At 67.8% G+C, this 24,171-nt stretch carries 27 protein-coding genes and 2 pseudogenes; 15 read left to right on the forward strand and 14 right to left on the reverse strand.

Features of this window, described 5'->3' with window-relative positions; all coding sequences use genetic code 11:
* Positions 1–61: 61 nt before the first annotated feature.
* The 5 genes and pseudogenes from ABD810_RS00935 to secY all read left to right on the forward strand — a co-directional run bounded on the left by ABD810_RS00935 (position 62) and on the right by secY (position 3,607).
* Entirely contained in the window at positions 62–313 is a 252-nt protein-coding gene (locus ABD810_RS00935; RefSeq protein ID WP_344933000.1) for a hypothetical protein, read from the forward strand.
* Positions 314–589: 276 nt separating this feature from the next.
* Positions 590–1,120 carry an SRPBCC family protein gene (locus ABD810_RS00940; RefSeq protein WP_344933003.1) on the forward strand — a complete coding sequence of 177 codons (531 nt, stop codon included), beginning with the start codon at positions 590–592 and terminating at the stop codon, positions 1,118–1,120.
* Between the two features lie 90 nt (positions 1,121–1,210).
* Positions 1,211–1,309: pseudogene (locus tag ABD810_RS00945) on the forward strand (mycothiol transferase); the annotation flags it as partial.
* Between the two features lie 6 nt (positions 1,310–1,315).
* A complete protein-coding gene (locus ABD810_RS00950) occupies positions 1,316–2,266 on the forward strand; it encodes a GNAT family N-acetyltransferase (protein ID WP_344933006.1) in 951 nt (316 codons plus the stop codon).
* Between the two features lie 39 nt (positions 2,267–2,305).
* A complete protein-coding gene (secY, locus tag ABD810_RS00955; protein ID WP_344933009.1) occupies positions 2,306–3,607 on the forward strand; it encodes a preprotein translocase subunit SecY in 1,302 nt (433 codons plus the stop codon).
* Between the two features lie 64 nt (positions 3,608–3,671).
* On the opposite strand, the gene ABD810_RS00960 is transcribed toward secY, so the two are convergent.
* The 3 genes from ABD810_RS00960 to ABD810_RS00970 form a co-directional block, all read right to left on the reverse strand.
* Complete coding sequence (locus tag ABD810_RS00960) at positions 3,672–4,337, reverse strand: response regulator (RefSeq protein ID WP_344933011.1); 666 nt, start codon at positions 4,335–4,337, stop codon at positions 3,672–3,674.
* Positions 4,338–4,345: 8 nt separating this feature from the next.
* Positions 4,346–5,311, reverse strand: a complete 966-nt coding sequence (locus ABD810_RS00965) for a sensor histidine kinase (RefSeq protein ID WP_344933013.1) — start codon at positions 5,309–5,311, stop codon at positions 4,346–4,348.
* A gap of 86 nt (positions 5,312–5,397) precedes the next feature.
* Positions 5,398–5,601, reverse strand: coding sequence for a DsbA family protein (locus tag ABD810_RS00970; RefSeq protein ID WP_344933015.1), 204 nt, complete (start codon positions 5,599–5,601; stop codon positions 5,398–5,400).
* Between the two features lie 202 nt (positions 5,602–5,803).
* On the opposite strand from ABD810_RS00970, the gene ABD810_RS00975 reads away from it, so the two are divergent.
* Positions 5,804–7,162 (forward strand): glycoside hydrolase family 6 protein, encoded by a 1,359-nt coding sequence (locus ABD810_RS00975; protein WP_344933017.1) that lies wholly within the window; start codon positions 5,804–5,806, stop codon positions 7,160–7,162.
* 84 nt (positions 7,163–7,246) lie between these two features.
* Here ABD810_RS00975 and ABD810_RS00980 read toward each other — a convergent pair whose 3' ends face one another.
* Together ABD810_RS00980 and ABD810_RS00985 are read right to left on the reverse strand one after the other, a co-directional pair.
* Positions 7,247–7,915, reverse strand: coding sequence for a DsbA family oxidoreductase (locus ABD810_RS00980; RefSeq protein WP_344933019.1), 669 nt, complete (start codon positions 7,913–7,915; stop codon positions 7,247–7,249).
* Between the two features lie 5 nt (positions 7,916–7,920).
* A complete protein-coding gene (locus ABD810_RS00985; RefSeq protein ID WP_344933022.1) occupies positions 7,921–8,049 on the reverse strand; it encodes a hypothetical protein in 129 nt (42 codons plus the stop codon).
* 75 nt (positions 8,050–8,124) lie between these two features.
* On the opposite strand from ABD810_RS00985, the gene ABD810_RS00990 reads away from it, so the two are divergent.
* Positions 8,125–8,505 (forward strand): winged helix-turn-helix transcriptional regulator, encoded by a 381-nt coding sequence (locus tag ABD810_RS00990; RefSeq protein ID WP_344933024.1) that lies wholly within the window; start codon positions 8,125–8,127, stop codon positions 8,503–8,505.
* A 363-nt stretch (positions 8,506–8,868) separates the two neighbouring features.
* On the opposite strand, the gene ABD810_RS00995 is transcribed toward ABD810_RS00990, so the two are convergent.
* Entirely contained in the window at positions 8,869–9,663 is a 795-nt protein-coding gene (locus tag ABD810_RS00995; protein WP_344933027.1) for a hypothetical protein, read from the reverse strand.
* Positions 9,664–9,915: 252 nt separating this feature from the next.
* Here ABD810_RS00995 and ABD810_RS01000 point away from each other — a divergent pair, with 252 nt between their 5' ends.
* A complete protein-coding gene (locus tag ABD810_RS01000; RefSeq protein ID WP_344933029.1) occupies positions 9,916–10,677 on the forward strand; it encodes a hypothetical protein in 762 nt (253 codons plus the stop codon).
* 10 nt (positions 10,678–10,687) lie between these two features.
* On the opposite strand, the gene ABD810_RS01005 is transcribed toward ABD810_RS01000, so the two are convergent.
* Positions 10,688–10,963 (reverse strand): hypothetical protein, encoded by a 276-nt coding sequence (locus tag ABD810_RS01005; RefSeq protein WP_344933031.1) that lies wholly within the window; start codon positions 10,961–10,963, stop codon positions 10,688–10,690.
* Between the two features lie 151 nt (positions 10,964–11,114).
* Between ABD810_RS01005 and ABD810_RS01010 the strand changes: the two genes are divergently transcribed.
* Entirely contained in the window at positions 11,115–11,447 is a 333-nt protein-coding gene (locus tag ABD810_RS01010) for a YnfA family protein (protein WP_344933033.1), read from the forward strand.
* A 429-nt stretch (positions 11,448–11,876) separates the two neighbouring features.
* Positions 11,877–12,545, forward strand: a complete 669-nt coding sequence (locus tag ABD810_RS01015) for a DNA alkylation repair protein (RefSeq protein WP_344935343.1) — start codon at positions 11,877–11,879, stop codon at positions 12,543–12,545.
* A gap of 118 nt (positions 12,546–12,663) precedes the next feature.
* On the opposite strand, the gene ABD810_RS01020 is transcribed toward ABD810_RS01015, so the two are convergent.
* Positions 12,664–13,164, reverse strand: a complete 501-nt coding sequence (locus tag ABD810_RS01020; RefSeq protein WP_344933035.1) for a hypothetical protein — start codon at positions 13,162–13,164, stop codon at positions 12,664–12,666.
* Positions 13,165–13,448: 284 nt separating this feature from the next.
* Between ABD810_RS01020 and ABD810_RS01025 the strand changes: the two genes are divergently transcribed.
* Positions 13,449–13,985: a histidine phosphatase family protein gene (locus tag ABD810_RS01025; RefSeq protein WP_344933037.1), complete on the forward strand. Its 537-nt coding sequence runs from the start codon at positions 13,449–13,451 to the stop codon at positions 13,983–13,985.
* An 84-nt stretch (positions 13,986–14,069) separates the two neighbouring features.
* Positions 14,070–14,531, forward strand: a complete 462-nt coding sequence (locus tag ABD810_RS40895; RefSeq protein WP_425566829.1) for a transposase — start codon at positions 14,070–14,072, stop codon at positions 14,529–14,531.
* Here the strand turns inward: ABD810_RS40895 and ABD810_RS01030 are convergent.
* On the reverse strand, positions 14,416–14,724 hold the full coding sequence (locus ABD810_RS01030; RefSeq protein WP_344933039.1) for a DUF7677 family protein: 309 nt from the start codon (positions 14,722–14,724) through the stop codon (positions 14,416–14,418). The two genes, ABD810_RS40895 and ABD810_RS01030, sit on opposite strands and share 116 nt — an antisense overlap.
* 91 nt (positions 14,725–14,815) lie before the next feature.
* Positions 14,816–15,013, reverse strand: a pseudogene (locus ABD810_RS01035) (transposase); the annotation flags it as partial.
* Between the two features lie 102 nt (positions 15,014–15,115).
* Here ABD810_RS01035 and ABD810_RS01040 point away from each other — a divergent pair.
* The 3 genes from ABD810_RS01040 (at position 15,116) to ABD810_RS01050 (ending at position 17,939) form a co-directional block, all read left to right on the forward strand.
* Positions 15,116–15,424, forward strand: coding sequence for a tyrosine-type recombinase/integrase (locus tag ABD810_RS01040; RefSeq protein WP_344933041.1), 309 nt, complete (start codon positions 15,116–15,118; stop codon positions 15,422–15,424).
* A gap of 499 nt (positions 15,425–15,923) precedes the next feature.
* Entirely contained in the window at positions 15,924–17,513 is a 1,590-nt protein-coding gene (locus tag ABD810_RS01045) for a hypothetical protein (RefSeq protein WP_344933043.1), read from the forward strand.
* 108 nt (positions 17,514–17,621) lie between these two features.
* A complete protein-coding gene (locus ABD810_RS01050; RefSeq protein WP_344933045.1) occupies positions 17,622–17,939 on the forward strand; it encodes a hypothetical protein in 318 nt (105 codons plus the stop codon).
* Here the strand turns inward: ABD810_RS01050 and ABD810_RS01055 are convergent.
* The 4 genes from ABD810_RS01055 to ltrA all read right to left on the reverse strand — a co-directional run bounded on the left by ABD810_RS01055 (position 17,927) and on the right by ltrA (position 23,673).
* The gene (locus ABD810_RS01055; RefSeq protein ID WP_344933047.1) at positions 17,927–19,240 is read right to left on the reverse strand and encodes an ISAs1 family transposase; all 1,314 of its coding nucleotides are present in this window, start codon (positions 19,238–19,240) and stop codon (positions 17,927–17,929) included. The two genes, ABD810_RS01050 and ABD810_RS01055, sit on opposite strands and share 13 nt — an antisense overlap.
* Positions 19,241–19,749: 509 nt before the next feature.
* Complete coding sequence (locus ABD810_RS01060) at positions 19,750–20,286, reverse strand: hypothetical protein (RefSeq protein ID WP_344933049.1); 537 nt, start codon at positions 20,284–20,286, stop codon at positions 19,750–19,752.
* 239 nt (positions 20,287–20,525) lie between these two features.
* Positions 20,526–22,244, reverse strand: a complete 1,719-nt coding sequence (locus tag ABD810_RS01065; protein WP_344933051.1) for a LamG-like jellyroll fold domain-containing protein — start codon at positions 22,242–22,244, stop codon at positions 20,526–20,528.
* A gap of 160 nt (positions 22,245–22,404) precedes the next feature.
* Complete coding sequence (gene ltrA / locus ABD810_RS01070) at positions 22,405–23,673, reverse strand: group II intron reverse transcriptase/maturase (protein WP_344933053.1); 1,269 nt, start codon at positions 23,671–23,673, stop codon at positions 22,405–22,407.
* Positions 23,674–24,171 lie beyond the last annotated feature (498 nt).

The following is a 24,171-nucleotide window of genomic DNA, read 5'->3' on the forward strand; positions in this document are numbered from 1 at the left end:
GCCGGCCGTTTCCACGGCCGCTCGGGCTTCCGTCCGGGCACGCAGACCTTGGAGAACCACGGTGGAAGACGATGATTTCGTCCCGGTGGGCGATGCCCTGGCCGGGCTCGCCGTGTCTCCCCTTCCCGACGGCTGGACGGCCCTGGGCGCGATCATCCTGGTCAAGTGCTTCGACGACGAGGGACGCTCGTCATGGGCCTTCAGGCGGACCGACGGGCTGAACGACGAGGAGCTCCTCGGCGCTCTCATGGTGCGCACCGACCTGCTCCGCCGCGAGCTGTACGAGGCGTACACCGACGACGAGGACGACTGACCCTCGTGGCGGGCCGCCCCGGTCCCACCTGCCCGAACTCCTCGACGCGCGCGAGGCGTACGAGGACGCCCGCTCGGGCCCCTGTGAACCTCGCGTGAACGGTGGGACATCCGCCGGGAAACGTCGCACCGGATTTCTCAGGCGTGTCTTTCTTCCAGATTGCTCACAAACCGGCCGACCACCAAAAGGCCCTGTCCACGCCGGGCATTGTGGTTCATCGTGGGAGGCGGCCCGGATAAAGGCATCGCGAAGTGCCATGAGCGTGCGGAGGACGGCATGGAAGACCACGGCGTCACAGGAGCGCGGGTGGACCTGGAGATCACGGTCGACCTGTCACCCGAGCGACTATGGGATCTCGTCACGGCCGTGCCCCGCATCGGCGAGTGGAGTCCCGAGTGCGAGCACGCGGCATGGCTCGAGAACGGCGTGGTGGTGAGCGAGGCGATGGTGATGGAGGGGACGCGGTTCCAGGCACGCAACCGCAGGCAGGGACGGGTCTGGACGGTGACGTGCGTGGTCACCGAGGCCGACCGCCCGCGCACGTTCGCATGGTCGGTACTGGACGCCGCCCAGGACCTGGACCGCCCGTCGTCGAGGTGGCGGTACGAATTCCAGCCCGGGGACTCGCCCGACCAGACCCTGGTCCGCCACAGCTTCGTCCACGGCCCGGGCGAGAGCGGCCTGCGCGACATCATCCGGCAGAATCCCGAACTGGCCTCGATCATCGTCGAGGTGCGCCTGGGCGAGCTGCGCGAGCACATGACCCAGACTCTCGACGCGATGGCACGCCCTCTCCTGACCGTGTGACTCGCCGGGCGAGATCGGCCCTCCCGCCTCGCCTGGCGGAGGCCGCGTCGACCGAGGCGCCGGAGCCGCGCCGTCGGGCTCGGCTGCTACGGTCTCCACATGATCGAGGAGACCGCCCGGCACGTCGGCCACATGGACATCCTGCGCGAGCTTCTCGTCGGCGCGACCGGCGACCACCCCGAGAACTGACCGCACATGCCGATCCGCATCACGCCGCTGACCGATCCCCACCGCAGCCCGTCCAGCCACCGCCTGGCGTGGCTGGCGTCCGGCCCTGACGGAGTCCCCATAGGGTCGGCGTTCCTGCGTCTTTTCACCACGGCCGAGCAGGCGCACCTCGCCGAGCTGGAACTCCACGTCAACCCCGCCGAGCGGCGGAAGAGCATCGGCTCCCAGCTCCTGGAGGCGGCCGTGGCGGCCGCCCGGGGCGACGGCCGGCGCTGCGTCATCGCCCAGGCCAAAGCGGGCTCCCCCGGTGAGCGGTTCCTGCATGCCAGAGGCTTCCGCACCGCGCTGACCCTGACCTTCGCCCGGCTGCCGCTGGCAGAGGCGGACCTCAGCGCGCTCACGGACATCGTCCAGCGACCCCATCCCGGCTACCGGCTGACGTCGTGGGACGGCACCGTGCCGGACGACCTTGCCGAGACCTTCGCCGCCTCGCGCCGCGCCATGGACGACATGCCCATGGACGACGTCGACTTCGGCACGGTGGTCTGGGACGTGGACGCCGTCCGCGCCGCGGCGGAGACCATCGAGAACCGTGGCGAGCTGCTGCACACCGTCGCCGCCGTCGACGAGGCGGACGGCTCGATCGTGGGGTTCACCGAACTGGTCGTTCCCGGCGACGGCGAGGGCGACGGCCAGCACTACGGCACCGGTGTCCTCCCAGCGCACCGCGGGCACGGACTCGCCCTGTGGATGAAGGCCGAGGCCATCCGTCAGGCCCGCGAGCGCCATCCCCGCCTGGGCGGCCTGCTGACCGACACCGCCGACGGCAACACGCACATGAGACGCGTCAACGACGCGCTCGGCTACGTGCCCACGCACCAGGAGTTCACCTACCGGCTCGACCTGCGGGGTGATCCGGAACACCCCCCACGGAGAGGCGAGGGTACGCGGATCTGCGTAGGGCGGAGCCTCGGCTGAGCGGATGTCCCGCCGCGCCAAGGCGCCCAGACTCGGCGCATGCTCACCGTCCTCATCCGCGTCTTCCGCGTGCCCGATCTCCGCAGGAAGATGCTCTTCACCCTGGCGATCATCGCGCTGTTCCGGCTCGGGCAGATCCTGCCCGCCCCGGGCGTGAACGTGGCCGCGGTGCAGGAGTGCCTGGCCGGAGCGCGCGGCGGGCTCCTCGACATGCTGCAGCTGTTCAGCGGCGGGGCGATGCTGAAGCTCTCGGTGTTCGCGCTCGGGATCATGCCGTACATCACCGCGAGCATCGTGATCCAGCTGCTGACGGTGATGATCCCGCGGCTGGAGTCGCTAAGGAAGGAAGGACGGCAGGGACAGGCGAAGATCACGCAGTACACGCGCTACCTGACGGTGGCGCTGGCCGTGCCCCAGGCCACCACGGTCGTGTCGCTGGCCCGTGCCGGCCAGATCTTCACGAACTGCGATCGGCGGGTGCTGCACGATCAGAGCCCGGCGATGGTCACGGTGATCGTGGTGACCATGGTCGCGGGCACGTGCGTGGTCATGTGGCTGGGCGAGCTGATCACCGATCGGGGCATCGGGAACGGCATGTCGATCCTGATCTTCACCCAGGTGATCGCCGCGTTCCCCTCGTACGTGTCGAACATCTTCATGGTGAGCCCGTTCGCGCTGGCGGTGATGCTGGTCGCGGGCGTCTTCCTGGTGGCGGCGGTGGTGTTCATCGAGCAGGCGCAGCGGCGGATACCGGTGCAGTACGCCAAGCGGATGGTCGGGCGCAGGATGTACGGCGGGACCTCGACCTACCTCCCGCTGAAGGTCAACCAGGCCGGGATCGTGCCCGTCATCTTCACCTCGTCGCTGCTCTTCCTGCCGCAGCTGGCGACGCAGCTGATGGGCGGCACTGGACCGGTGGCGGAGTGGACAGCCCGCTACCTCGTCACCGGTGACCACCCGGTCTACATCACGATGTACCTCCTGCTGATCGTGGGGTTCACCTACTTCTACGTGTCCATCACCTTCAACCCGGTGGAGGTCGCCGACAACATGAAGCAGTACAGCGGGTTCGTGCCCGGCATCCGCCCGGGGCGGCCCACCGCGGCGTACCTGCGGTTCGTGCTCTCCCGGCTGACCGCATCGGGAGCGGCCTATCTCGGCGTGCTGTCGCTGATCCCCGTCATCGCGTTCGTGCTGCTGCGTGATCCGGCCACCCAGCAGAACTTCCCGTTCGGCGGTACGACGATCCTCATCATGGTCGGGGTGGGGCTGGACACGGTGAAGCACATCCACGCGCAGCTGGAACAGCGCGACTACACCGGCTTCCTCAAGAGGCCCTGACCCGTCCGGAGCATGTGCTCGCCCAGGACCTCACGAACCCAGGCGGCCGATCACACGGGTGCCGTCACGGCATCGTGAGCCCGGACCTGACCGCGAAGACGACCAACTGGGCGCGGTCGCGGGCGCGGAGCTTGACCATGGCGCGGCTGACGTGGGTGCGAACCGTGTCGGGGCTGATGACCAGCTCCGCGGCGATCTCGTCGTTCGACCGGCCGGTGGCGACCCACGCGACCATCTCACGCTCTCGGGGGGTGAGGGTGTCGAGCCCGTCGACCGGAGTGGCGTCGTGGCGGCTGAACCGGCCGATGACCTTCCTGGTGACAGAGGGCGACAGCAGCGCCTCCCCCGACGCGACCACCCTGATCGCGTGCGCGAGCTCCTCGGGAGCGCTGTCCTTGAGGACGAACCCGCTGGCTCCGGCCTGGAGCGCGGCGAAGACGTACTGGTCGATCTCGAAGGTGGTGACGACGAGCACCCGCGTGGTGGTGAGGGCGGGGTCGGCGGCGATGGCCCGGAGCGTGTCGATGCCGTCCATCCCGGTCATGCGGATGTCCAGCAGGAGGACGTCGGGCCGGGTGTCGCCCAGCAACCGGAGGGCCGCGGCGCCGTCGGCGGCCTCGCCGGCGAACTCCAGATCGGGCTCGCGATCGATGAGCGCCTTCAACCCCATGCGCACGACGGCCTGGTCATCGGCGAGCGCCACACGGATCGCCTTCGCCGGTTCGGTCATGAGGCCGGTCACGTGGTCCGCAGGGGAAAGCGGGCCGCGACGCGGAAGCCGCCGCTCTCGTGGGGGCCCGCGCTGAACGTGCCACCGGCCGCCACCACGCGCGCTCGCATCCCGGCCAGCCCACGGCCCTCGGCCGCTGCGGACGGCCCGCTTCCCCTGTCGGTGATCTCCAGGACGAGCTCGTACGGGCCGCGGGTGACGCGGACCACGGCCCCGGCCGGGCCCGCGTGGCGCAGGACGTTGGTCAGCGACTCGCGCACGACCCGGTAGACCGTGTCGCGGAGATGCGCGGGGAGGTCCGGCTCCGCAGGTTCGACGACGACGGGGAGCCCGGCCGCGCGTACCCCGTCGACGAGCCGGGCCAGGTCGTGGTCCGAGGCCTTGGGGTCGATGAGGTCGAGTGCGGAGCGAAGCTGGTCGAGCGCCTGCATGCTGGTCGAGCGGATCGCCTCCAGCGACTCCCGTACCTGGTCGGGACGCTCGTCGAGCATGAGCAGCGCGACCCCGGCCTGCATCGCGATGGTCGCCAGACCGTGCCCGGCGGCGTCGTGCACCTCCCCGGCGATGCGCGCGCGCTCGGCGTCGATCAACTCCTGCGCGCTGGGGGGTTCCTGCACGCCGGGTGACTCGTACGCGCTCGGCGGCCCGTGCGGGCCGGCCGGTGCGACCGTGTGCACGACCAGCCCCGCGTGGGCCGGCACAGCGTTCACGGTCCAGCCCGCCGGGATCGGGCCGGCCGAGGGATCGGTCTCGAGCGCCAGGCCCGCCGGGACGCCCGTGGTCAGGGGCTGATCGGTCGTGCTCCGCGTCTGGGCGAGACCGCTGAAGGGCCAGGGGATGGCCAGCCAGCCCACCCACGCCAGCATGAGGATGACCGGCAGGTCACGTAACCGTCCCAGGCGGGACAGCGCCGCCCCGGCCGCCGCGATCGAACTGCGCGGGCGGCCGTCCGGAGGCGTGTGCTCGGTCACCATCCCCCATCAGAACAGGCGCGTGTGGTCCTGATCCTAACCAGTGCGCCGCTGGGGCGAGCCGACATGGCGGTCGGGAAAGGCACCGCCTACGACGTCATGGACACGCGGGCGGCGAGGAGGTCGCGCACGACCGGCTCGGCCTGGCCGCAGTAGGGACATTCGAAGTCGCCGTACTCGACCACGGTCACCGGTGCGTCCGCCGGGCGGCGCACATTGAACGGCACTGAGGCATTCCCGAGCTGGGCGTTGTCCGGTGAGGAGCCGTCCGGGCGATGGGTTCTGGAAAGCATCAGGCGTCGCTGGATCACAACGGGCGCGGGCGGCCCGTGCTGAAAGTTTCACATAGGACGCAAGACCGTCGGCATGCCTCGCCTGCGGCGATGCGGTGAGGGTCCGGCCTTGCCCACCAGCGCTCTTCTGGGACAGGCAGCGGCTACCTACCATCCGGAGAGATGGTGGGAGCGCTCCCATCCGACTGGACGGAGTTATTACATGGCTCGTAGAAGGCCCTTGCTGACGGCCATCCTCGCCGCGGCCGCCACGGCCGCGGCGGGGGCCGCCGTATTCACATCGTCCGCCGCCCAAGCCGCCGACTCCGCGTTCTACGTGGATCCCCAGACCAACGCGGCCAAATGGGTCGCGGCCAACCCCGGTGACAGCCGTACCGCGGTGATCAGAGACCGGATCGCCGCCGTTCCCCAGGGCCGGTGGTTCGCCACGTACAACCCCACGACCGTGCGTGGCCAGGTCGACGCGTACGTCGGCGCGGCGGCCGCCGCGGGCAAGATCCCGATCGTGGTCGTGTACGAAATGCCGAACCGCGACTGCGGCGGCGCGAGCGCGGGCGGCGCGCCCGACCACACCTCCTACCGGGCCTGGATCGACCAGGTCGCGGCCGGCCTCGGCGGCCGTCCGGCGACGATCATCCTCGAACCGGACGCGCTCGCGATCATGCCGAACTGCATGAACGCCTCTCAGCAGGCCGAGGTGCAAGCCTCCATGGCCTACGCCGGCAAGAAGTTCAGGGCCACGTCCTCGCAGGTCAAGGTCTACTTCGACATCGGCCATGACGCCTGGGTCTCCGCCTCGGACGCCGCGAACCGGCTGAGGGGCGCGGACATCGCCAACAGCGCGAACGGCATCGCCCTCAACACCTCCAACTACCGGTCCACCCCGGGCCTGGTGTCGTACGCCAAGAGCATCATCTCCGCGACCGGCGTCCAGGGGCTGAAGGCCGTCATCGACACCAGCCGCAACGGCAACGGCCCGGCCGGCAGCGAGTGGTGCGACCCGGCGGGGCGCGCCACCGGCACCTGGAGCACCACCAACACCGGTGACTCCGCGATCGACGCGTTCCTGTGGGTGAAGCCTCCGGGCGAGGCGGATGGCTGCATCGCCTCCGCCGGCCAGTTCGTGCCGCAGCGGGCCTACGACCTGGCCATCGCCGCACCGCCGCCCACCGGCACCCCCACCCCGACGCCTCCGCGGACCCCGACGCCCACCCCCACGCCGACCCCCACTCCGACGCCCACACCCACGCCGACGCCCACAGGTGGCGCCGGGTGCACGGCGACCTACAGGATGACCAACGAGTGGCAGGGCGGCTTCCAGGGCGAGGTCGCGGTCAAGAACATCGGCGCGGCGCCCATCAACGGCTGGAGGGTCCAGTGGACGTTCGCCAACGGCCGGATCTCGCAGCTGTGGAACGGCAACCTGTCGAGTAGCGGCGGTAGCGTCACGGTCACGAACGTGAACTGGAACGGCAACCTCGCGTCCAACGCGTCGGCCACGTTCGGCTTCACCGGTACCGGAAACGGCACACCGTCGGCACTCACCTGCACCGCCTCCTGACCCAGGGCACCTGCTGAGCCTCCCGCGCGGCGTGCGGGAGGCTCAGCAGGTCCGCCAGGAGCTCGATATGCGACCGCGGCTCCGCTAGCGGGGCTCCGCCGCCGACGTGCGAGCGTGCTCGCGGGCCGTGTGAAGCGCCGACAGGAACATCTCTGCGGGCTGCGCGCCGGAGATGGCGTAGGTGCGGTTCAACGCGAAGAAGGGCACGCCGCTGACACCCAGCTCGCGGGCCTCGCGGATGTCGGCCTCGACGTCGTCGATGTGGTCACCGCCGGCGAGGACGCGACGGATCTCCTCCTCGGGCAGGCCGACCTCGGTGCCGAGCCGGACCAGCGTGCCGGTGTCGTCGAGGGTCTGCCCCTCGATCAGTTGCGCGCGCAGGAGCCTCTCGTGGGCCTCGGCACCGTGGCCGTACTTCTTGGCCAGGTGGGTCAGCCGGTGCGCGTCGATGGTGTTGACCATGACGGAGCTCTCGAGGTCGTACGCCAGGCCCTCCTCCGCGGCCAGCGATGTGACCTGTGCGGTCATCGCCCGTACCTGATCGCGCGAGCCGCCGGTCTTCTTCATCAGCAGCTCGGGCACGGGCTGCCGGACGCCCTTGGGGAACGACGGGTCGAGCTGGAAGCTGCGCCAGACGACCTCGACCTCCTCGGCGTGCTCGAACCGCTCCAGGGCGTGCTCAAGGCGCCGCTTCCCGAGGTAGCACCAGGGGCACACGACGTCAGACCAGACCTCGACGCGTACCGTCGTCACCCCGCTCACCGGCATGTCCCGTCCGCGCACGTGGAAGCATCGCCGGAGCCGAGCACGATCAGTCCGGGCGCCTCGACGAGGCCTTCCCGGCTGGGCTCGGGCCTCGCGGCTTCCTCGGTCGTGGGTACGTTCATCGGCCATCCTCACTTACATATTGTGTGTAACCCCATTATGGGTAACGATGAGAGTGAGCGGGAGGAGGCACTTCAATGTCGGCTACGAACACCAATGTGCCCGACCCCATCCTGGCCACCGACGACGAGTGCCCGGTGCGCGAGATCCTCGACAGGGTCGGCGACAAGTGGAGCGTCCTGATCGTGTGCCTGCTCGGCCGGCGCGTCCACCGCTTCAGCGAGCTCCACCGTGGCATCGACGGCATCAGCCAGCGGATGCTCACCCTGACCCTGCGCGCCCTCGTCCGTGACGGCCTGGTCGACCGCACCGTGCACGCCGCCGTGCCGCCGCGCGTCGACTACGAGCTGACCGAGCTCGGCCGCACCCTGCTCGTGCCCCTGAGCGCCCTCGACCAGTGGGCCACCGCCCACCGGAGCGACATCCAGGCCGCCCGCGAGCGCTACGACAACGCCTGAGCCCCCGGCGACGGGAGCCGGGTCTGAGCCGGAGCGCGGTGGAAGGCGCGGTGGTCGCCGGCGACGGGTCCTCGTCGATGTCGGCCGGCGCGGCCGCGTAGGAGCGGACCGAGCGCACCTCTCGGGCTCCGTCGGCCCTGACCGCTGTCGAACCGGCCGCCGCCGTCTTCGCCCGGATGACCGAGCAGGCGCGTGCGATGCTCCACCGGTATCCCGGTCAAGATCACGGCCTGCCCGGTCAGGCCACGGCCGATGCGGCTCCACCGTCTGGGCAGTGCGAGGACCGGTTGTTCCGGCGGCTCTAGGCTGGTTTGCCGACCGCTTCCGCCACTGGAAGGGCCGCGCGTGGGCTACAGCCGTCGGTCAGGTGGCGCAGCCGACCCGCTGGGTGCTCAACGCGATGTCGTCCAGCCAGACGTCGTAGGCGGCCGGGGTCGGGTTGCCCTGGTAGAGCTGCCACCCCAGCTTCAGCGTGTCGAAGCGGGGGAAGACGAAGTCGACGTCGTTGCCGCCATGGTCGTGGGTGGACACGGTGAGGTCGGGCTTCGCGACGCCGTCGAACCACAGTGAGATCCGGTTGTCGGTGGCGTCCATCCGCCACTCCAGGCACTGCCACACCCCCGCCCGCGAGGGAGCGGACTCCCGCCAGTTCGTCCAGTCGCCCGTGGGGCCGCCGTCCGCGCCGACACCCCACAGCGCGACGCCCCCGTCCACCTCGGGGACGTACTGGCCGCCGAGCGGGCGGACGATCTCCGGGCCGTCGCCTGTCGCCTCGATCAGGGTGTAGTGCGCCCAATCGGGGGCCACCGGGAACTCCTTGACGCGTAGCCGTACCCGGCCGAAGAAGCTGTTCCCCGGCGGGGTGAAGTCGTCCACTTTCAGGAACGCGCGGCCGTTGCCCTCGGTGTGTACACGCAGCACCTTCTGCCCGTCCCGCCCGCCGCGCTCCACGGTCAGGGTGCCGTGTTCGGTGTCGATTCCCCACTTGAGGGTGCTCGCGCCGCCAGTGGGCAGGGTCTGGAAGTCCTCGCAGAACAACAACTTCGCGTTTCCGCATGTCCCGCGCCCATGGCTCGCGGGCCCGGACGCGGAGGCGACCGAGGTCGCCGTCAGCGGTAACAGCATGGCCACGCAGGCCACGGACAACCATCTCCGCACGACAGACTCCTTTGTGAAGGGTGACAGCAGAAGTAAGCTACGCGATTTGGGAGCGCTCCCATAGGCCCACGGCGAGGACGCGTTCGCCGCAGCACGGGGCACGGGCCCCCCGATAATGACATTTACCGACTCGGTGACCACCTGACTGCTCGCTCACCGAGAAAGACGTCGGTTCTCCGGGGCAACATAACCGGGCTACTCGGCATCTAAGTGAACATGGACCACAGAACCCCTGTACGGGCCTTGATTTCGGTGACCGCGATCGCCGCCGCCACGATGGCCCTGACCTCATCCCCCACGCTCGCCGCGACCGCGTCGATCCCGGCCTACGGTGAAGCGCCCGCCGCCACCGGCATCCTCACCACCGCCGCGGCGGCTGCCACCACCGGTCAGGCGAAGCCGGAGTGCATTCGCGTCAAGGGCGCGGCGGCGTGCGTGGGAGCGGACGAGAGCGACCGGCCGGGGATCTCGATCGAGGACACGCAGCCCGACAAGCTCCATGCCACGGTCGAGTACTACCTGAACGGCTACCTGGGCACGAAATACGTCATCCACAATCTGGCAGGCGAGAACGAGATCCGGGGAAGCCGTGAAGTCGGCAAGACCGTGACCTTCAGAGCTGCGCTGTACAAAGGAAATCACCGGATCAGGGTGAGCAGGTGGAAGACGGTCCGCAGCGTCACCAAGTACCCCGTCAAACCGGAGACACGTATCACCCCGGCCACCGCGCGGGCACGGTCGGAGGTCTGCACCTCGACGAAGCGCGCGGCCGCCATGTGCTTCGCCGAGAAGGACACGTTCGTCTTCGCCTGTGACACGGGTGCCGACCAGCGTCAGGCCCGTGCGGAGTACTTCGTCGGCGGCGACCCAACGGCGCGTTTCGAGATCCATCAACTGGCCGGGTTCAACACCTGCGGAAAGGCCCACCACGGCGACCTCGCCATAAGCAAGTACCGCGCCTCGGTGTTCGATCACAACCACCGGGTCGCCACCAGGTTGTACAAGTACAACTGACCCAGCGGATTCAGACGGTGAGCTCGTCGCTCCCGGCGAAGGTGATCACGATGTCGCGGCCGTTGGAGTAGCTGACCAGCGGCCGCTGGAGCAGGTCACCCACGCGCCGGGCGACGATCTGGAACAGCTCCACCATCTCCGGGGTGTCGGCGGTGACGCGGAACCTCCCCTTGGCGACGACCATCTGCCCCACCAATTCGGTCATGTTGACGATGAACCGGGCCCTTTCGTCCGCGCTGAGTGGCGTGCGCCGGAACGCGGGCACCGCGCCGAGAGCGTGGCTCATTCCGATCTCCTCATGGTCTGCGTCCCCCTCATGATCGAGGGCTCCACCACCCTATTGGTCTTGAAAGGGGCGGCATTGGTCTTGAAAGGGGCGGCGGAGCAATGGAGAGCGTGTTCAGGCACACCGACAGCGGTCATCTACAGTCGAAGCCGTGACCATCGCGCGTTCCCTCCTGCTGTTCGTGGTCGCCGCACTCGCCGAAATCGGCGGAGCCTGGCTGGTCTGGCAGGGAGTGAGAGAACAACGTGGCCTGTGGTGGGTCGGAGCCGGGTTCGTCGCCCTGGGCCTCTACGGTCTCGTCGCCACCCTCCAGCCCGACGCCCACTTCGGCCGGATCCTCGCCGCCTACGGAGGGGTGTTCGTCGCCGGCTCGCTGGCCTGGGGCGTGGTGGTGGACAGGTTCCGGCCCGACCGGTGGGACATCATCGGCGCGGCCATCTGCATACTCGGCGTGTTGCTCATCATGTACGCACCGCGTGGCTAGCACGGTCGGCCTGGGCCGACAGCGTCGGTTCCCGCTTCTCTCCCGGTGACGGGTCTGGTCAGTTCGTGCAGCGGGCGGTCACCGTGACGTCGTAGATGCACCAGGCACCGCCCGGGGCGATGTACACGGTGGCATACGACGTCTTGTGCGGTGAGGGCGGCGCGAGCGTTCGCCTCCGCGTTCGCAGCACCGGCGGTCGGGTTGGGCCCCCAGCCCGACCCCGTCGCGGTCCGCCAGGTGTCGGCGTGGGCCGCCACAGCGCCCAAGCCGAGCGCCTTTCGTGAAGTCGAGGGCTTTCATGTCGGTGGCTGCCGCGGAACCGGCGTGTACGACAGGAGACCTACTTCCGTCATAGGCTGAGTCTCGCGTGATGGACAGGAGGCTGAGGTGGCCGAGACGACGCTGACCGAGACGACGGTGGCCGAGGTGATGGCCGAGTTGGCCGAGCTCGAGGACCCCAAGGCACGTGAGGTGAACGAGAAACACGGTGACGACCACGGTGTGAACCTCGGCAAGCTGCGGGCGATCGCGAAGCGGCTGAAGACTCAGCAGGACCTCGCGCACCGGCTCTGGGGGACGGGTGACACCGCTGCGAGGCTGCTGGCGCTGCTGATCTGCCGCCCGAAGGCGTTCGAGCGTGACGAGTTGGACGTCATGGTGCGCGAGGCTCGCACGCCCAAGGTGCACGACTGGCTCGTGAACTACGTGGTGAAGAAGAACCGGCACGCCGAAGAGCTGCGCCTGGCCTGGTCCGCCGATCCGGATCCAGTGGCCGCGAGTGCCGGCTGGGCGCTGACCACCGAACGCGTGGCGAAGAAGCCCGAGGGCCTCGATCTGGCAGGACTGCTCGACGTCATCGAGGCGGAGATGAAAGACGCCCCATATCGCCTTCAGTGGGCGATGAACAACTGCCTGGCGCAGATCGGAATCGAGCACGCCGAGCACCGCGCCCGTGCGCTCGACATCGGCGAGCGACTGGAGGTGCTCAAGGACTACCCGACCTCCCCGGGCTGCACGTCTCCGTTCGCGCCCATCTGGATCACCGAGATGGTTCGCCGGCGGCACGATGAGCGAGATGGTGCGCCGGCGGCACGATGAGACGGTGACTCGTTTGGTAGAGCCGCTCGCTGAGTCCGCCTTGTGCTGGGCCCGACTCCCACGAGCGTGGGAAGGACACCAGCATGTCGGCTATGGCAGGCAGACGCGAACGTTGATGTCACGAGGCAAGTAGGTCGAAGTGGAAGCCGACCACAAGAAGGATCACCCCGATCCAGCGCACAAGCCTCTCGGTTCTTGGATTCTCAAGAAGGCCCGCGACGCCTCCCGCCAGGAATCCGGCCGCCGCCGGCACCACTATCAGGCCGAATATGCCGACGCCCAACGCGATCACGCTGGCGATTTCCTCCATATCCTGGTCGCCCACGATCTCCGAGGTGACGGCGACGGCGGCCACCGTCACCAGGAGTCCTACGACGATCCGCCGCCCGATGCGCATACTCCGGGCTCTGTCAACGTTGATCCGCCGGAACCTGGTACTGAACTCCCTCAATCGTTCCGGTCCGATTACGTCGAGCACGACGGTCATACCCGCGAGAAACGACACGATCTTTCCGGCGCGGCCCCACCAAATCATCGGCAGCTCGAATAGAGTGTGGTCGATCATCGACTCGCCGCTCATCCATAATTGCCAGGCCTCGAACAGATTCAGCTCCGCCATCACGGAAGCGTAGAAGCCGGTAAAGGCGGTGGCTAGTACCTCGCGTCTGTCTGATGTCCACGGGCCCAACGCGGCGAGACGTGGTCTGGGTGGAGGGTCACGGCGTATCGGCGGCGCAGGCCGTGCACGCCGAGGGTTCACGGAGTAGCAGCACGTCCGGGCACGTCGCGCCTGTGTAGCGCGGGATGGCCTCCATGCCGAGTGCTCTACAAGGTGAGGGCTGTGGCTGTCCGCTGCGGGAGAAGGAGGAGGAGACGTGGCAGTGCCGGCGCTAGCGTGACGTCATGCCGATAGAGATCGTGCTCGAAACACACTCCGTGAGCCAGGACAACGAGCGGGGGATCGCCACGGGGTGGCGGCCCGGACGCCTGTCTGAACGAGGCCGACGCTTAGCCGTGGAACTGGGCGAGCGACGGCGCAAGGACGGCCTCGCCGCCGTTTTCACCTCTGACCTCACCCGAGCGGTCGAAACCGCTTCCCTGGCGTTCGCCGACACCGATATTCCGATCCTCCATGATTGGCGGCTTCGGGAATGCGACTACGGCGATAACAACGGCATGCCCGCAATTGAGCTGCACCAGAACCGATCCGATTACCTCGACAAGCCCTATCCAGGGGGAGAAAGTTGGAGGCAAGCGGTGCACCGCGTGAGCCGCTTTCTTGGTGATCTGCCCTTGCGATGGTCCGGCACCCGCATCCTGGTGATCGGACACGTCGCGACACGGTGGGCGTTCGATCACTTCATCAACGGCATCCCGTTGGAAGAACTGGCGGACGCCGACTTCAGCTGGCAGGAGGGATGGGAGTATCGACTGGCCTGAAGGGCAACCGGGCCTGCGCCAGCCGCTCGCGGGGACGCGATGCGCATCTACGCCAAGTACCTGGTCGGTTAGGAGGAGATCTCCATGTGCCGGATCAGCGAAGTTCTCGGCCGGAACGCGGGAAAGCATTGGGAAAGATCATCCGGATCCGCCCGGCCACGACCGGACACATCCGGACGTCGGCGCCTGACGCTGCTCCGGCTGATCCGCTGCCTGCCCGACCCCGAACCCAACAGTGGACCCCAGGTTCTGGGCGTCGACGACTTCGCCCTGCGTCGCGGTCACGCCTACGGCACGATCCTGATCGACATCACCACCAGCCGGCCGGTCGAGGTACTGCCCGAGCGGTCATCGGATGCGCTGGCCGCCTGGCTGAGCGACCACCCCGGCGTGCAGATCATCTGCCGGGATAGGGCCGAAGTGCAGCGGCTCAGGGGCCGGCCAGTTCGGTTTCCCACGGCTGGAATGGCGGGTCCACTACGTATGACGGGTCGCAGTAATGGCGGATCCATTGGGCTACACGTAGCTGAGCGTCACCGTCGTTGATGACTCTGCCGGTCGCATCGACCTCAAGCACGTTGGTGTAGATCGTGAACACCATCTCCAATGTTGAGCCGAACTGCATCAGGGCGGGCTTGTAGTCGATGCCGTCCAACAGTTCCATGTCTAAGGTGCCGTTGGCCAGGTAGAACGCGAATAGGCGCAAGCTGAAGCGCACATCTTCGGAGAGTTGAGCCACATTCCCATTTTCTGACGCCACGGCAGAACCAGCCAACGCGGGTCTGTCCAGCCAACGGCTCTGGCACGAATGCGGTGGTGGCGGTGCGTGCTTAGGGGAGCAGGATCCGCTGCCGTAATAGGGCGAAGCCGACGCGGCCGTACATCTGTCGTTTGAGCAGCTTGACCTTGGTGTTGGTGCCTTCTATGGGGCTGTTGCTGTAGGGCAGGGTCAGCCCGGCGATGACGGCTTGTTTGTCCTTGTCCAGGCCGAGGGTGAAGCTGCGCAGGGCGGGCAGGTCATCGGCTCGTATCTCGACGAAGGGACGGTCAAGGTGTTCCGAGAGCAGCGGAGGAAGCAGGCCGCCGACAAGCTGGCTGTCGGCGTGGAGTGGCGAGGGACCGACGACCACGTGTTCACGACGGGGTGGGGTGAGCCGATCCATCCCGACACGGTGAGTTCGCTCATCGCGACCGTGATCAAGCGCTACAACAGCCCAGCACAAGGCGCGCGGCCCGGACAACCTCTTCCCCACGCCAGGCTTCACGATCTTCGGCACGTTCACGCCACGACTCTGCTCCTGGCCGGCGTCCCTGTGCATGTGGTCGCCGCTCGGCTCGGTCACGCGGACCCCTCCATCACGCTTGGGGTCTACGCTCACGTGATCCGCACGGCGGAAGCCTCGGCTGCGGAGATCTTCGCTCAGGCGATCGGCGAGTAGGCGGAAGGTACCCGCTGGCCGCCTGTCAGCAGGGGTGTAAGCAAGATCGCGAGATGGTCATGACAAACACGAAGGCCCGTCCCAGGGAGTCCTGGTGACGGGCCTTTCACATGAGCGCGGCCGACAGGAGTCGAACCCGAATTCTCTGATCCGTAGGGAAAGGCAGATGCCTCGTCAGCGATGGCCGGCCTGGTTATGCGGTGAAACGGCCTGGTGGAGTGTGATCCTTTTAGGCGGTTTCGCCGTATGAGTTGCTGTACAGCAGTCGTCCGGGCGGGGGAGCTAGGGCGTCGTGCTGTTGGCTCGGTCATCGTCGCGGCCTACTGAAGGTAGCCGACTCGCGTGGGCAATCTCAGTCGCTCAGTCGCTGTAGGTCTTGACCTTGGTGTATTTCTCTGACTTGATCATGGCGTTTCGTCTTTTGTCGTCTTTACGAACGGGGATCCACATGCGCCTCTTATCTGCTTTACATCGAAGTCCGGCCGCATCAAGGACAACCGTGGTCGGCAGCGTTCTGACCGTGATCATCGGTCTCCTCGTCGCTTCGGCGCCCAGCGCCTCGGCCGAGGACTCGATGACCGACCTGGGTGCCTTCGCCTACGGCAAGCTGGTCGTCGAAGCCGACAAGGTCGCCGTTTCCATCAACGATCGCATCGTCATCGCTGATACCACCGGCGAGGTCAAGAACACCATTACCGGCCTGTCCGGTGCCTATGGCCTGGCCATGACGCCCGACGGCACCCGCCTGTATGCGGCGCTGCAGGGAACGAATGAGATCGCCGAAATCGACACCGCCACAGCCGCGATCATCCGGCGCGTCGACCTCGCCGCCTACCCATGTCCGTCCGAGCTGGTGCTCACCGGCGAGCGGCTCTGGGTCGGCTATGGCGGCTGTGGTGATCAAGGTGTCCTCAACCTCGACTTGTCGGAGGCAACGCCAGAACCGTCCCCATTCGAAACCCCACTCAAGTCGGCCCCGTTGATGGCGGCGGCCGGAGACACGCTCGTGCTCGGCGAAGTGGTCAGTCCGGGTGACCTGTTCGTCTACGACATAGGCGGCGCTGCTCCGGTCCTGCGTGGTGAGATCGACGGGCACGCCCACAGCAACTACGGGCTGAATGACCTCGCCGTCACTCCCGACGGCTCTCAGGTGATCTCCGCGTTCGCCCTGCCGTACTCATTCGACATGTGGGACGCCAGAACCCTGGTGAAAGTACGCGGCTATGAGCGGCAGCAGTTCGACGGGTGGCCGGCGGGAGTGGCCATCAGCTCAGACGGCGCCTACGTCGCCGGCGTGCGCAAAGAGGGCCTGGAAATGACACTGTACGACGCCGCCTCAGGAGCCGCGATCTACACCGCGGACACCGCCGAAGGTCAGCCGGTCAGCGAGAATGTCCAATTCTCGGGCCGCGACGTCTTCAGCCTCCTGAGGTCGCCCACAGACCGGCTCTACCTGTGGCGGCTGCACGACGTCACTTTGCCCGCGTCCACCCTGACGTTGACCGCAGAGCCCGGGGGAACGGCACACCAACCGCTCACCCTGACCGGACGACTGACGCTCGAGGATGGGACGGCTCCCGGCGCGCAGCCGCTAGCCGTGACCCGCACCCTGTCCGGCGGAGCCGGCGCGGAACTGCCCAGCGTGACGACCGCAGCGGACGGAACCTTCACCATCACCGACACGCCCCCCACAGGCGGAGAGAACACCTATACCGTGCGCTGGAAAGGCAACGACGAGCACAGGTGGAGCAAGGCCTCGGTCACAATCGTGGTCAGGTACCCGACCACGCTGACGTTGAGCGGGCCAAGGAGCGGGGTCGCCGGCCAGAGGTTGGTGTTCAGCGGAACCTTGCGGGCCGAGGGGACCACTCTGCCGCGCAGTGGCCGGCTCACAGTCCAGCGCACTCGCAATGACGAAGGCGGCGAAACCGTCAGTTGGCCGGTGTCGATCGGCACCACTGGGTCGTACGTGTTCTCCGACACACCAGGCGCGGGTCAGTACACCTACACGGTGCAATGGAACGGCGACACCCGGCTTGGACCGGCACAGGCTGCTCAGGACGTTACGGTGTACGAAACGGCCAGATGACCATCGGCGCTGCCCGGCCACCCCCGCCGGGCAGCACCAGCTCATGCGCCTAGGCGTACTTCCTTCGGCTATGCCGTACCCGGCCACACGACGATCAACTACGGACCGGTGATCCATGGCAGCGTCGATGGCGCCCAGTTGGCCTGGAACAACAGCGGCACGGTCAACCAGGCGCAGAACTCCGGGGAGCAGCTCATTACCCCAGGATTCGAACTACTGGCGCAGGCGCTAATCAGCACACGCGAAGGACTGCCAAGCCTTGGCCTTGCGGACGAGGATTTGGCGGACGCGCAAGCAGCCACGGATGATGCGCTAGCCGAGATCACCCAGGCCGAACCAGATCCCGGCAAGCTACGCCGTGCAGTGACCAGGGCCCCGGCGTTGATTCGCTATATCCCGATTCGTCGGATTGATCAGATGGCGTAGACGGCGAAGGCGTCGTCGTGGTTGAGGAGGTCGCGGCGGGCGTGGGCGATGTTGGCGCGGCCAGCCAGCCGGGCGGTGCTGATCGCCAGGTTTCTGAAGCCGGCGAGCGCCCTGGGTGCGGTTCCCGTCCTGACCTGGGAGTGATCTTCCCGGAATGTCACGTCACGAACCCAATGGAGACGGTTTTCCACACCCCAGTGCGCCCGTTCATAATGGTTGAGGTGGTCGGGTGGGGCCAGGGTGGCGGGCAGGCTGGTGATGCCGTACACGATCTCCTTGCTGATCCAGACGCCGTCCAGATCGCCGACATCGCGGCGGATCCGGAAGGCTTGGCGGGCGCCGGGGAACAGGGTGTCGTCTGCTTGGGCGGTGCGGATGGTGCGGCGTTCGATGCGGTCGTGCCCGTGATCGTCATCAATGGCGGTGGTCGCGCTCCAGTCGACGTCCGGGCCGGTCAGCAGGGCTTGAGCGGCGGCGCGGGCCAGCGGCTGGTTGCCCTTCAAAATGAGGATGTAGTGGGCGTCCAACTGCTGGGTGATCAGGCGGGCGGTGGCTTTGGTGGTGTGCAGCGCGTCCAGGGTCAGCACCATCCCGGCCGCGTCCAGCCGGGTTAGCAGGGCGCGAGCGGCGGGTCCCTCCCCGCGTTTGTCGGCGACCTGGCTTTGGCCCAGGATCACGCCGTACTCGTGGCTGATCGCCCCGATCAGGAAGACCCGCCCGCCGTCGGCGGTCCGGGCCCCTCGGCTGGCCTTGCCGTCCAGGGCGGCGCCGGGCAGGAGCCCGTCCGGGGCGGGATGGGTGAGCTGCCGCTGGGTCACGCGGCGTTGCTCGCGCTCGAGAGGTCCGGGGGTGTCGGGGATCTGCGGCACAGGAGCCGCCTGACGTAGCACGTCGGCCACATAGCCGCTGATCGCCGCATCCAGCGCATCGCCGTCCAGATGGGCCAGGACCCGGCGGAAGGTCCGCTCGCTGGGGACGGTGAACAGTCCGGTGAAAGGATCACGGTGGGCGCCCAGCCGCTCCAGCACCTGCTGGGAGGTCCGGGCTGCCCACTGCCAGATCGCCGCGACGCTGTCGCCGCCGACCACGAGCGTCGCGCACGCGGTCAACGTCAAGATGACCACCAGCCGATGACGCCGCCCGCATGCCGAGCGCCGGTCGGGGACCGCCGCCAATCGGCGCATCAACGCCGATTCCACTCCGACCGGATCGGCCCTCAGTTCGGCTTCCCGCAACGCCAGGTCGGTGAGCTGGTCAAGAGCAGCGGCGGGAGGAGAGCTGGTCAGGGAAGATGGGGACACGAGCGCGACTCCTGCGGCGATCTTCGGATTCGAGACCTGAAAGATCAGCAGAAGTCGCGCTCTTTCGTCTTCCACCTGGCCAAACGCTCAACGTCGCCATACCGCATCAGAACCCAGGAACGCCGGGGCCCTGGTGCAGTGACGGCATTGAAGGGCCTACTCGCTCCAATTGCGACTGGCCTGGCGGCTGGCGCCGGCGAGGGTGCGCAGGACTTCGCACGTACGGCAATCGAGCAACTCGGGAGCCACATCTAAAGCTACTTGTAAGCACGTCAGTAGGTGTGCCCCGGCAGGACTCGGACGTACGGCACCCGCTTTATAAGAGCGGCAGCCGTATGGTTGGCGCACCTGGTGTGAACTGTGCGAACACTCCGCACGGCTCGCACGGCTTGAAAGATCATCCCGTGCATGTCCCGCGTCCGCCGGGGTCGGCGCCACGTCGTCTGGTGGTAAGGCTCGACACGATGCCACGGCAGTCCCATATGGTCGCGTTGCGGACCATCATCGTCCTACCGGTCCTGCTCAGGTTCAACGTCCACGCTGTTGACCGGCCGAGGCCAGATACCGCCGTGCTCGTCGATTATCCATGGGGAGGCTTCCGAGCGGGGGCGTAGGTACTTCTGCAGCTCGGGGTACTGCTCCAGTACGTAGGCTTCCACCGCGTCGAGTACGCCGCGGAGCTGCGTGGCGGAGACGTTCGGCGTGATCTTCGCACCGCCGTGGTTGCTCCATGCGTCCGGGTAGTACGGGCCGCGGTGTGGGTTACGGTCGGCGAATGCGCGGCCGGACGGGAATTGAGGCTGGCGAGGCCGGGGAGTTGTGTTGAACGCCGGCATGTTCTCGTCCCAGTGCTCGTGCAGGTCGCGGCTCTCCTTGAGTTCGGCGCGGAGCGTCTTGTCCACCTCGACGGGGTTGCCGAGCATCTCCAGCGCGCGGAACATGTGCCGAGCGGCATTCACACAGAAGTACCGCTCCTGGTAGGCCTGCCAGTGGCTGAGCGGTTTCGGGCCCTGCTTGTAGAAGCCGTAGAGCACATGCTTGGCCACGAGGGGCTCCCACCGGTTAGGCCACCCGCAGCCGGGGACCACTTGGGGACCGGCGCACCGAGAGATGGGCACTCAGCGCCTCGCCATCGGAGACCGAGCGCGCATCCGGATGCAGGTACCGCTGCGGCTACATTCCTCGACTACCTGCGGCACCGCCCGCCCGGGCCGACTGACCCGCCCCGCGAGCGTGGCCGCCGGGAGCGCACCCCCGGCGGCCACACCCTTCACCGGCAAACGCGTCACGAGACGCGTTCGAGCATGTCCGCCCTGATCTGCGGACCCGTGAGCGCCTTGGAATAGACGCGCACGTCGTCGAGCGTGACCGGAATGTAGAGGTCGTCTGTGAACCCGTCCGATCCGAGCTGGAAGTCGCCAGGGGCGTACAGGATGGCGCGCGACGTCTCCAGGGACCGCTGCACGGCGCCGTTGACGTACACCGTCAGGGCGTAGCGGCGGTCGGCCCAGTAATCGAACGTCACGGCGAGGTGGGTCCACTGGTCGACCGGCGGAGGCGGGAGGGTCACGGAGAGGGGTGTCCCGTCGGCCATCGTCAGGAGCACCTGGTAGTCCCTCGGCCCCCATGTCTTGACGGAGTAGCTCGGGTAGGGGGAGCCCGACGCCTTCTTCGCGACGATGTACCGCGGCCGGTCGTACGGTTCGACGGCCCTCGGCCGCATCCACATCTCCAGGGTGAGCCCGCTCGTCACCCGCAGGCTCGGCGGGTCGGGGACGACCATCCGCCTGCCGGTCCTCGGGAAGTCCAGGGCGGAGCCGTGCTTCCCCTCGGTCCAGGTGGCCCTGTCGACGGTGCCGTGGTTGCCCTTGCCGGAAGCGTCCCGGGCCAGGGTGCCGCTCCCCTCGTCGAGCGCGTAGGCGGCCAGGAGGGATTCGGTGGGCCGGTCGACGGGTCCCACGTCGGCGGCCGCCTCCTGCGACGGGGGGCCGTTCGTGAGGATGTCCCGGGCCTGGACGCGGTAGTAGTAGCTGCCCGCCGGCTCGATGCCGGTGTCGGCGTACTTCGGCGTGGTGACGGTGGCGAGCAGCGTCTCGGCGGTGGGCTCGAAGCCGGCCGTCGACGAGCGGTGGACCTCGTACCCCGTGACCCCGAAGTCGTCGGTCGCCGCGGTCCACGACAGGTCGGCACGGGCCTTCCCACCGGCCGCGGTGAAGGCGCCCACCGCCGAGGGCGGATCGTCTGGAAGGGCCGCGGTGACGGGGGTCTCCATGTCGGCGCGGACCCGTGCCTCGTCGATGGCGGTACCGTAGACGCGCACCTCATCGATCACGCCGTCGAAGTCGGCCGAGGTGTCGTAGGCGCCGCCGATCGTGCGCTGGCCGTCGAACGACGGCAGCGGCACGGTCGCCTCCTGCATGGCGACCTGCGTCCCGTTCAGGTAGATGCGGAGCGCCGTCCCGTCATGGGTGACCGCCACATGGCTCCATGAGCCCTCCGGCACCTCGAACCCGTGCTCGCCCCCCGAGATGACCGCGCATCCTTGGACCCCGCAGTATGCTGCGTACAGGGTTCGCCAGGCGTAGTCCACCACGAAGAAGCCGTTCGAGGAGTCCCAGGACTGCAGCTCCAGGAGGTTGCCGTCGGCGTCGGACGCCGGCTTGATCCAAGCCTCGAAGGTGAGGGCTCGAAGGGCTGCCCAAGCAGGGGTGGGGGGAATCGCCACCTTGCTCTCGACGTAGTCCTCTCCCGCGAAGGACAAGGCCTTCCCGTGCTTTCCCGCCGTCCACGACGTTGCCACCGCCGTGCCAGTGTCGCCGCCCATGGAGTCGCCCACCGCGGTGCCCCTGCTCTCCTCCATGCCGTACGCGGCGATGGGGACGGGATCGGTGAGGAGCGAGGCGGCCGACGCAGGGCCGACCGGCACAGCGGCCGTCGCGCTGAGAGCCATCGCCACCGCCACGGCGGCGGACGCCAGGAATCGAGGTAAACGTAAACGGGGCATCGAACCTCCGTATCGGGGCCCCCCGAGCCATGTGATGATCCACGTTAACGCGGACGAGCCGGTCTGGCGATCAGCGGAGTTCGAGGTCACCGACGGCTGTCTTGCCTTGTACGCGGCCCGAGAGCTGACCCCGTATCTGTGCAGATCGACGTCCACCCGGCTACATGACCGACCGACAGCACCGCAGGCAGCGGCCTTGCGGGAGACCCTTGCCGCGGCCCGCAACTGAGTGACGACGGCCGCGCACAGGCCCGGACGGCCACGAAGGGTCGGTTCTCCAGGCGTGCTTGAAGTAGGTGGCCCATCCGTGCGTGATCAGGTTGATCCTTCTCAGCACGGACCTGAGGTCTTGTTGTGATGTTCTGGGCGTCAGGGCACGAACCTTGGCTCGCACCGACCGGATGGCCGCGTGGGAGACGAAGGTGTAGATGTACCACTTGTTCGTACCTTGCTTGCGGCGCCACTGGAGGCGGAACCCCAAGAAGTCGATCGCCTCGCTGAGGTGGGTGATCTGGGTCTTGGACGGCGACAGCCGCAGGCCCAGACCGGCGAGCACCTTCGCGATCTCCTCGCGCAGGGCGTGAACATCGTCGCGGGTGCCATGCACGAGGACGACGAAATCGTCGGCGTAGCGGACGATCCGCCAGTTCGGCAGGCCCTTGCGGCGGCGATGGACACGTCGGCTGGGAGTGCTCATCGTCCCGCCCTGCTGCCACGGGCCGTGCATGTGCTCATCGAGCACCGACAGGGCAATGTTGAACAGCAGCGGCGAGAGGATGCCGCCCTGCGGCGTACCGGCCGGCGTGGTTCGCAGCGTGCCCAGTTCGGTGAGAACTCCGGCCTTGAGAAACGCCTTGACCAGCGTCAGGACGCGTTTGTCCTTCACCCTCGCGCGCACTTGGTCCATCAAGACCACATGGTCGAGGTTGTCGAAGGCCGCTTCGATGTCCGCATCCAGCACCCACCGATAACCTCGGGTGCCGAAGTAGTGGATCTCCGCGATCGCGTCATGAGCGCGCCGCCGGGGCCGGAAACCGTAAGAGACCGGCTGGAAGTCGGCCTCGAAGATCGGTTCCAGCACCAGTTTCACAGCCGCCTGGACGATACGGTCGGCCACCGTGGGGATACCCAGATGGCGGACCTTTCCCTGCCCGCCGGGTTTGGGAATCAACCGCTCCCGCACCGGCAAAGGCCGAAACGAGCCCATCTTCAGCTGGGCGCGCAGATCGTCCAGGAATCCGGGAACCCCGAGATGCTGCTCGACATCGGCGACCGTCAGGCCGTCGATGCAGGGCGTTCGGGACCCGATGTTGCCCGCGACCCGTTCGAACGCCATCAGCAGCGTCGCCGGGTCGTGCACGAGGTTGAACAGATCGTCAAACCGGCGGCCTGGATCGGCCGCCGCCCAACGGTGAAGCTTGGCCTGCATCTCCGATACCCGGCGATGTGGTCCCATGGGAACCGCATCTGGCCAGGCGCTCCCGTTCGGGGGCGCGTCTTTCGGCATTGCAGCCTCCGTCCCTTCTCGATACCGCTGCCGCCCTTGGCCATGTGACCGGCTTTCCCGGCCTCGGACTACTACGGCGGCTCCGCCCCACCCGGCCCGTTCGACGGTCGGTGCGTCTATCCCGGCGGCCAGACTGGCTGCCCGCCTGCCGGGAGGCGCGACCGGGCGGTTCCCGTGTTCACATTCACACCGATTCGCTCGGCGAAGGAGGAGCCCGACTCTGTCCCAGCGGCCTCGTCATGGGTACGCCGCAGACTTCCCCATGACCTCCCGGAGCTAGTCAAAGATCGCTTCCCGGAAGTTCCCGCCGCTCAAGCACACAGCGGGACGCACCGCGCCCGGCCCCTATCCACCAGATTTGAGCCGGTCCTAAGACCTCCACAGCGCTCCTACGGGTCGCCCAGCTCGGCCGAGCGTTCG

The organism is Sphaerisporangium flaviroseum (assembly GCF_039537005.1).
Lineage (GTDB): Bacteria > Actinomycetota > Actinomycetes > Streptosporangiales > Streptosporangiaceae > Sphaerisporangium > Sphaerisporangium flaviroseum.

What these genes read in the sequence shown, in the direction of transcription:
- ABD810_RS00940 (WP_344933003.1), top strand. Translation starts at nt 590, where the DNA reads ATGGAAGACCACGGCGTCACAGGAGCGCGGGTGGACCTGGAGATCACG.
- ABD810_RS00950 (WP_344933006.1), top strand. Translation starts at nt 1,316, where the DNA reads ATGCCGATCCGCATCACGCCGCTGACCGATCCCCACCGCAGCCCGTCC.
- secY (WP_344933009.1), top strand. Translation starts at nt 2,306, where the DNA reads ATGCTCACCGTCCTCATCCGCGTCTTCCGCGTGCCCGATCTCCGCAGG.
- ABD810_RS00960 (WP_344933011.1), bottom strand. Translation starts at nt 4,337, where the DNA reads ATGACCGAACCGGCGAAGGCGATCCGTGTGGCGCTCGCCGATGACCAG.
- ABD810_RS00965 (WP_344933013.1), bottom strand. Translation starts at nt 5,311, where the DNA reads ATGGTGACCGAGCACACGCCTCCGGACGGCCGCCCGCGCAGTTCGATC.
- ABD810_RS00970 (WP_344933015.1), bottom strand. Translation starts at nt 5,601, where the DNA reads ATGCTTTCCAGAACCCATCGCCCGGACGGCTCCTCACCGGACAACGCC.
- ABD810_RS00975 (WP_344933017.1), top strand. Translation starts at nt 5,804, where the DNA reads ATGGCTCGTAGAAGGCCCTTGCTGACGGCCATCCTCGCCGCGGCCGCC.
- ABD810_RS00985 (WP_344933022.1), bottom strand. Translation starts at nt 8,049, where the DNA reads ATGAACGTACCCACGACCGAGGAAGCCGCGAGGCCCGAGCCCAGCCGG.
- ABD810_RS00990 (WP_344933024.1), top strand. Translation starts at nt 8,125, where the DNA reads ATGTCGGCTACGAACACCAATGTGCCCGACCCCATCCTGGCCACCGAC.
- ABD810_RS01005 (WP_344933031.1), bottom strand. Translation starts at nt 10,963, where the DNA reads ATGAGCCACGCTCTCGGCGCGGTGCCCGCGTTCCGGCGCACGCCACTC.
- ABD810_RS01015 (WP_344935343.1), top strand. Translation starts at nt 11,877, where the DNA reads ATGGCCGAGTTGGCCGAGCTCGAGGACCCCAAGGCACGTGAGGTGAAC.
- ABD810_RS01020 (WP_344933035.1), bottom strand. Translation starts at nt 13,164, where the DNA reads ATGGCGGAGCTGAATCTGTTCGAGGCCTGGCAATTATGGATGAGCGGC.
- ABD810_RS01025 (WP_344933037.1), top strand. Translation starts at nt 13,449, where the DNA reads ATGCCGATAGAGATCGTGCTCGAAACACACTCCGTGAGCCAGGACAAC.
- ABD810_RS40895 (WP_425566829.1), top strand. Translation starts at nt 14,070, where the DNA reads ATGTGCCGGATCAGCGAAGTTCTCGGCCGGAACGCGGGAAAGCATTGG.
- ABD810_RS01065 (WP_344933051.1), bottom strand. Translation starts at nt 22,244, where the DNA reads ATGCCCCGTTTACGTTTACCTCGATTCCTGGCGTCCGCCGCCGTGGCG.
- ltrA (WP_344933053.1), bottom strand. Translation starts at nt 23,673, where the DNA reads ATGCAGGCCAAGCTTCACCGTTGGGCGGCGGCCGATCCAGGCCGCCGG.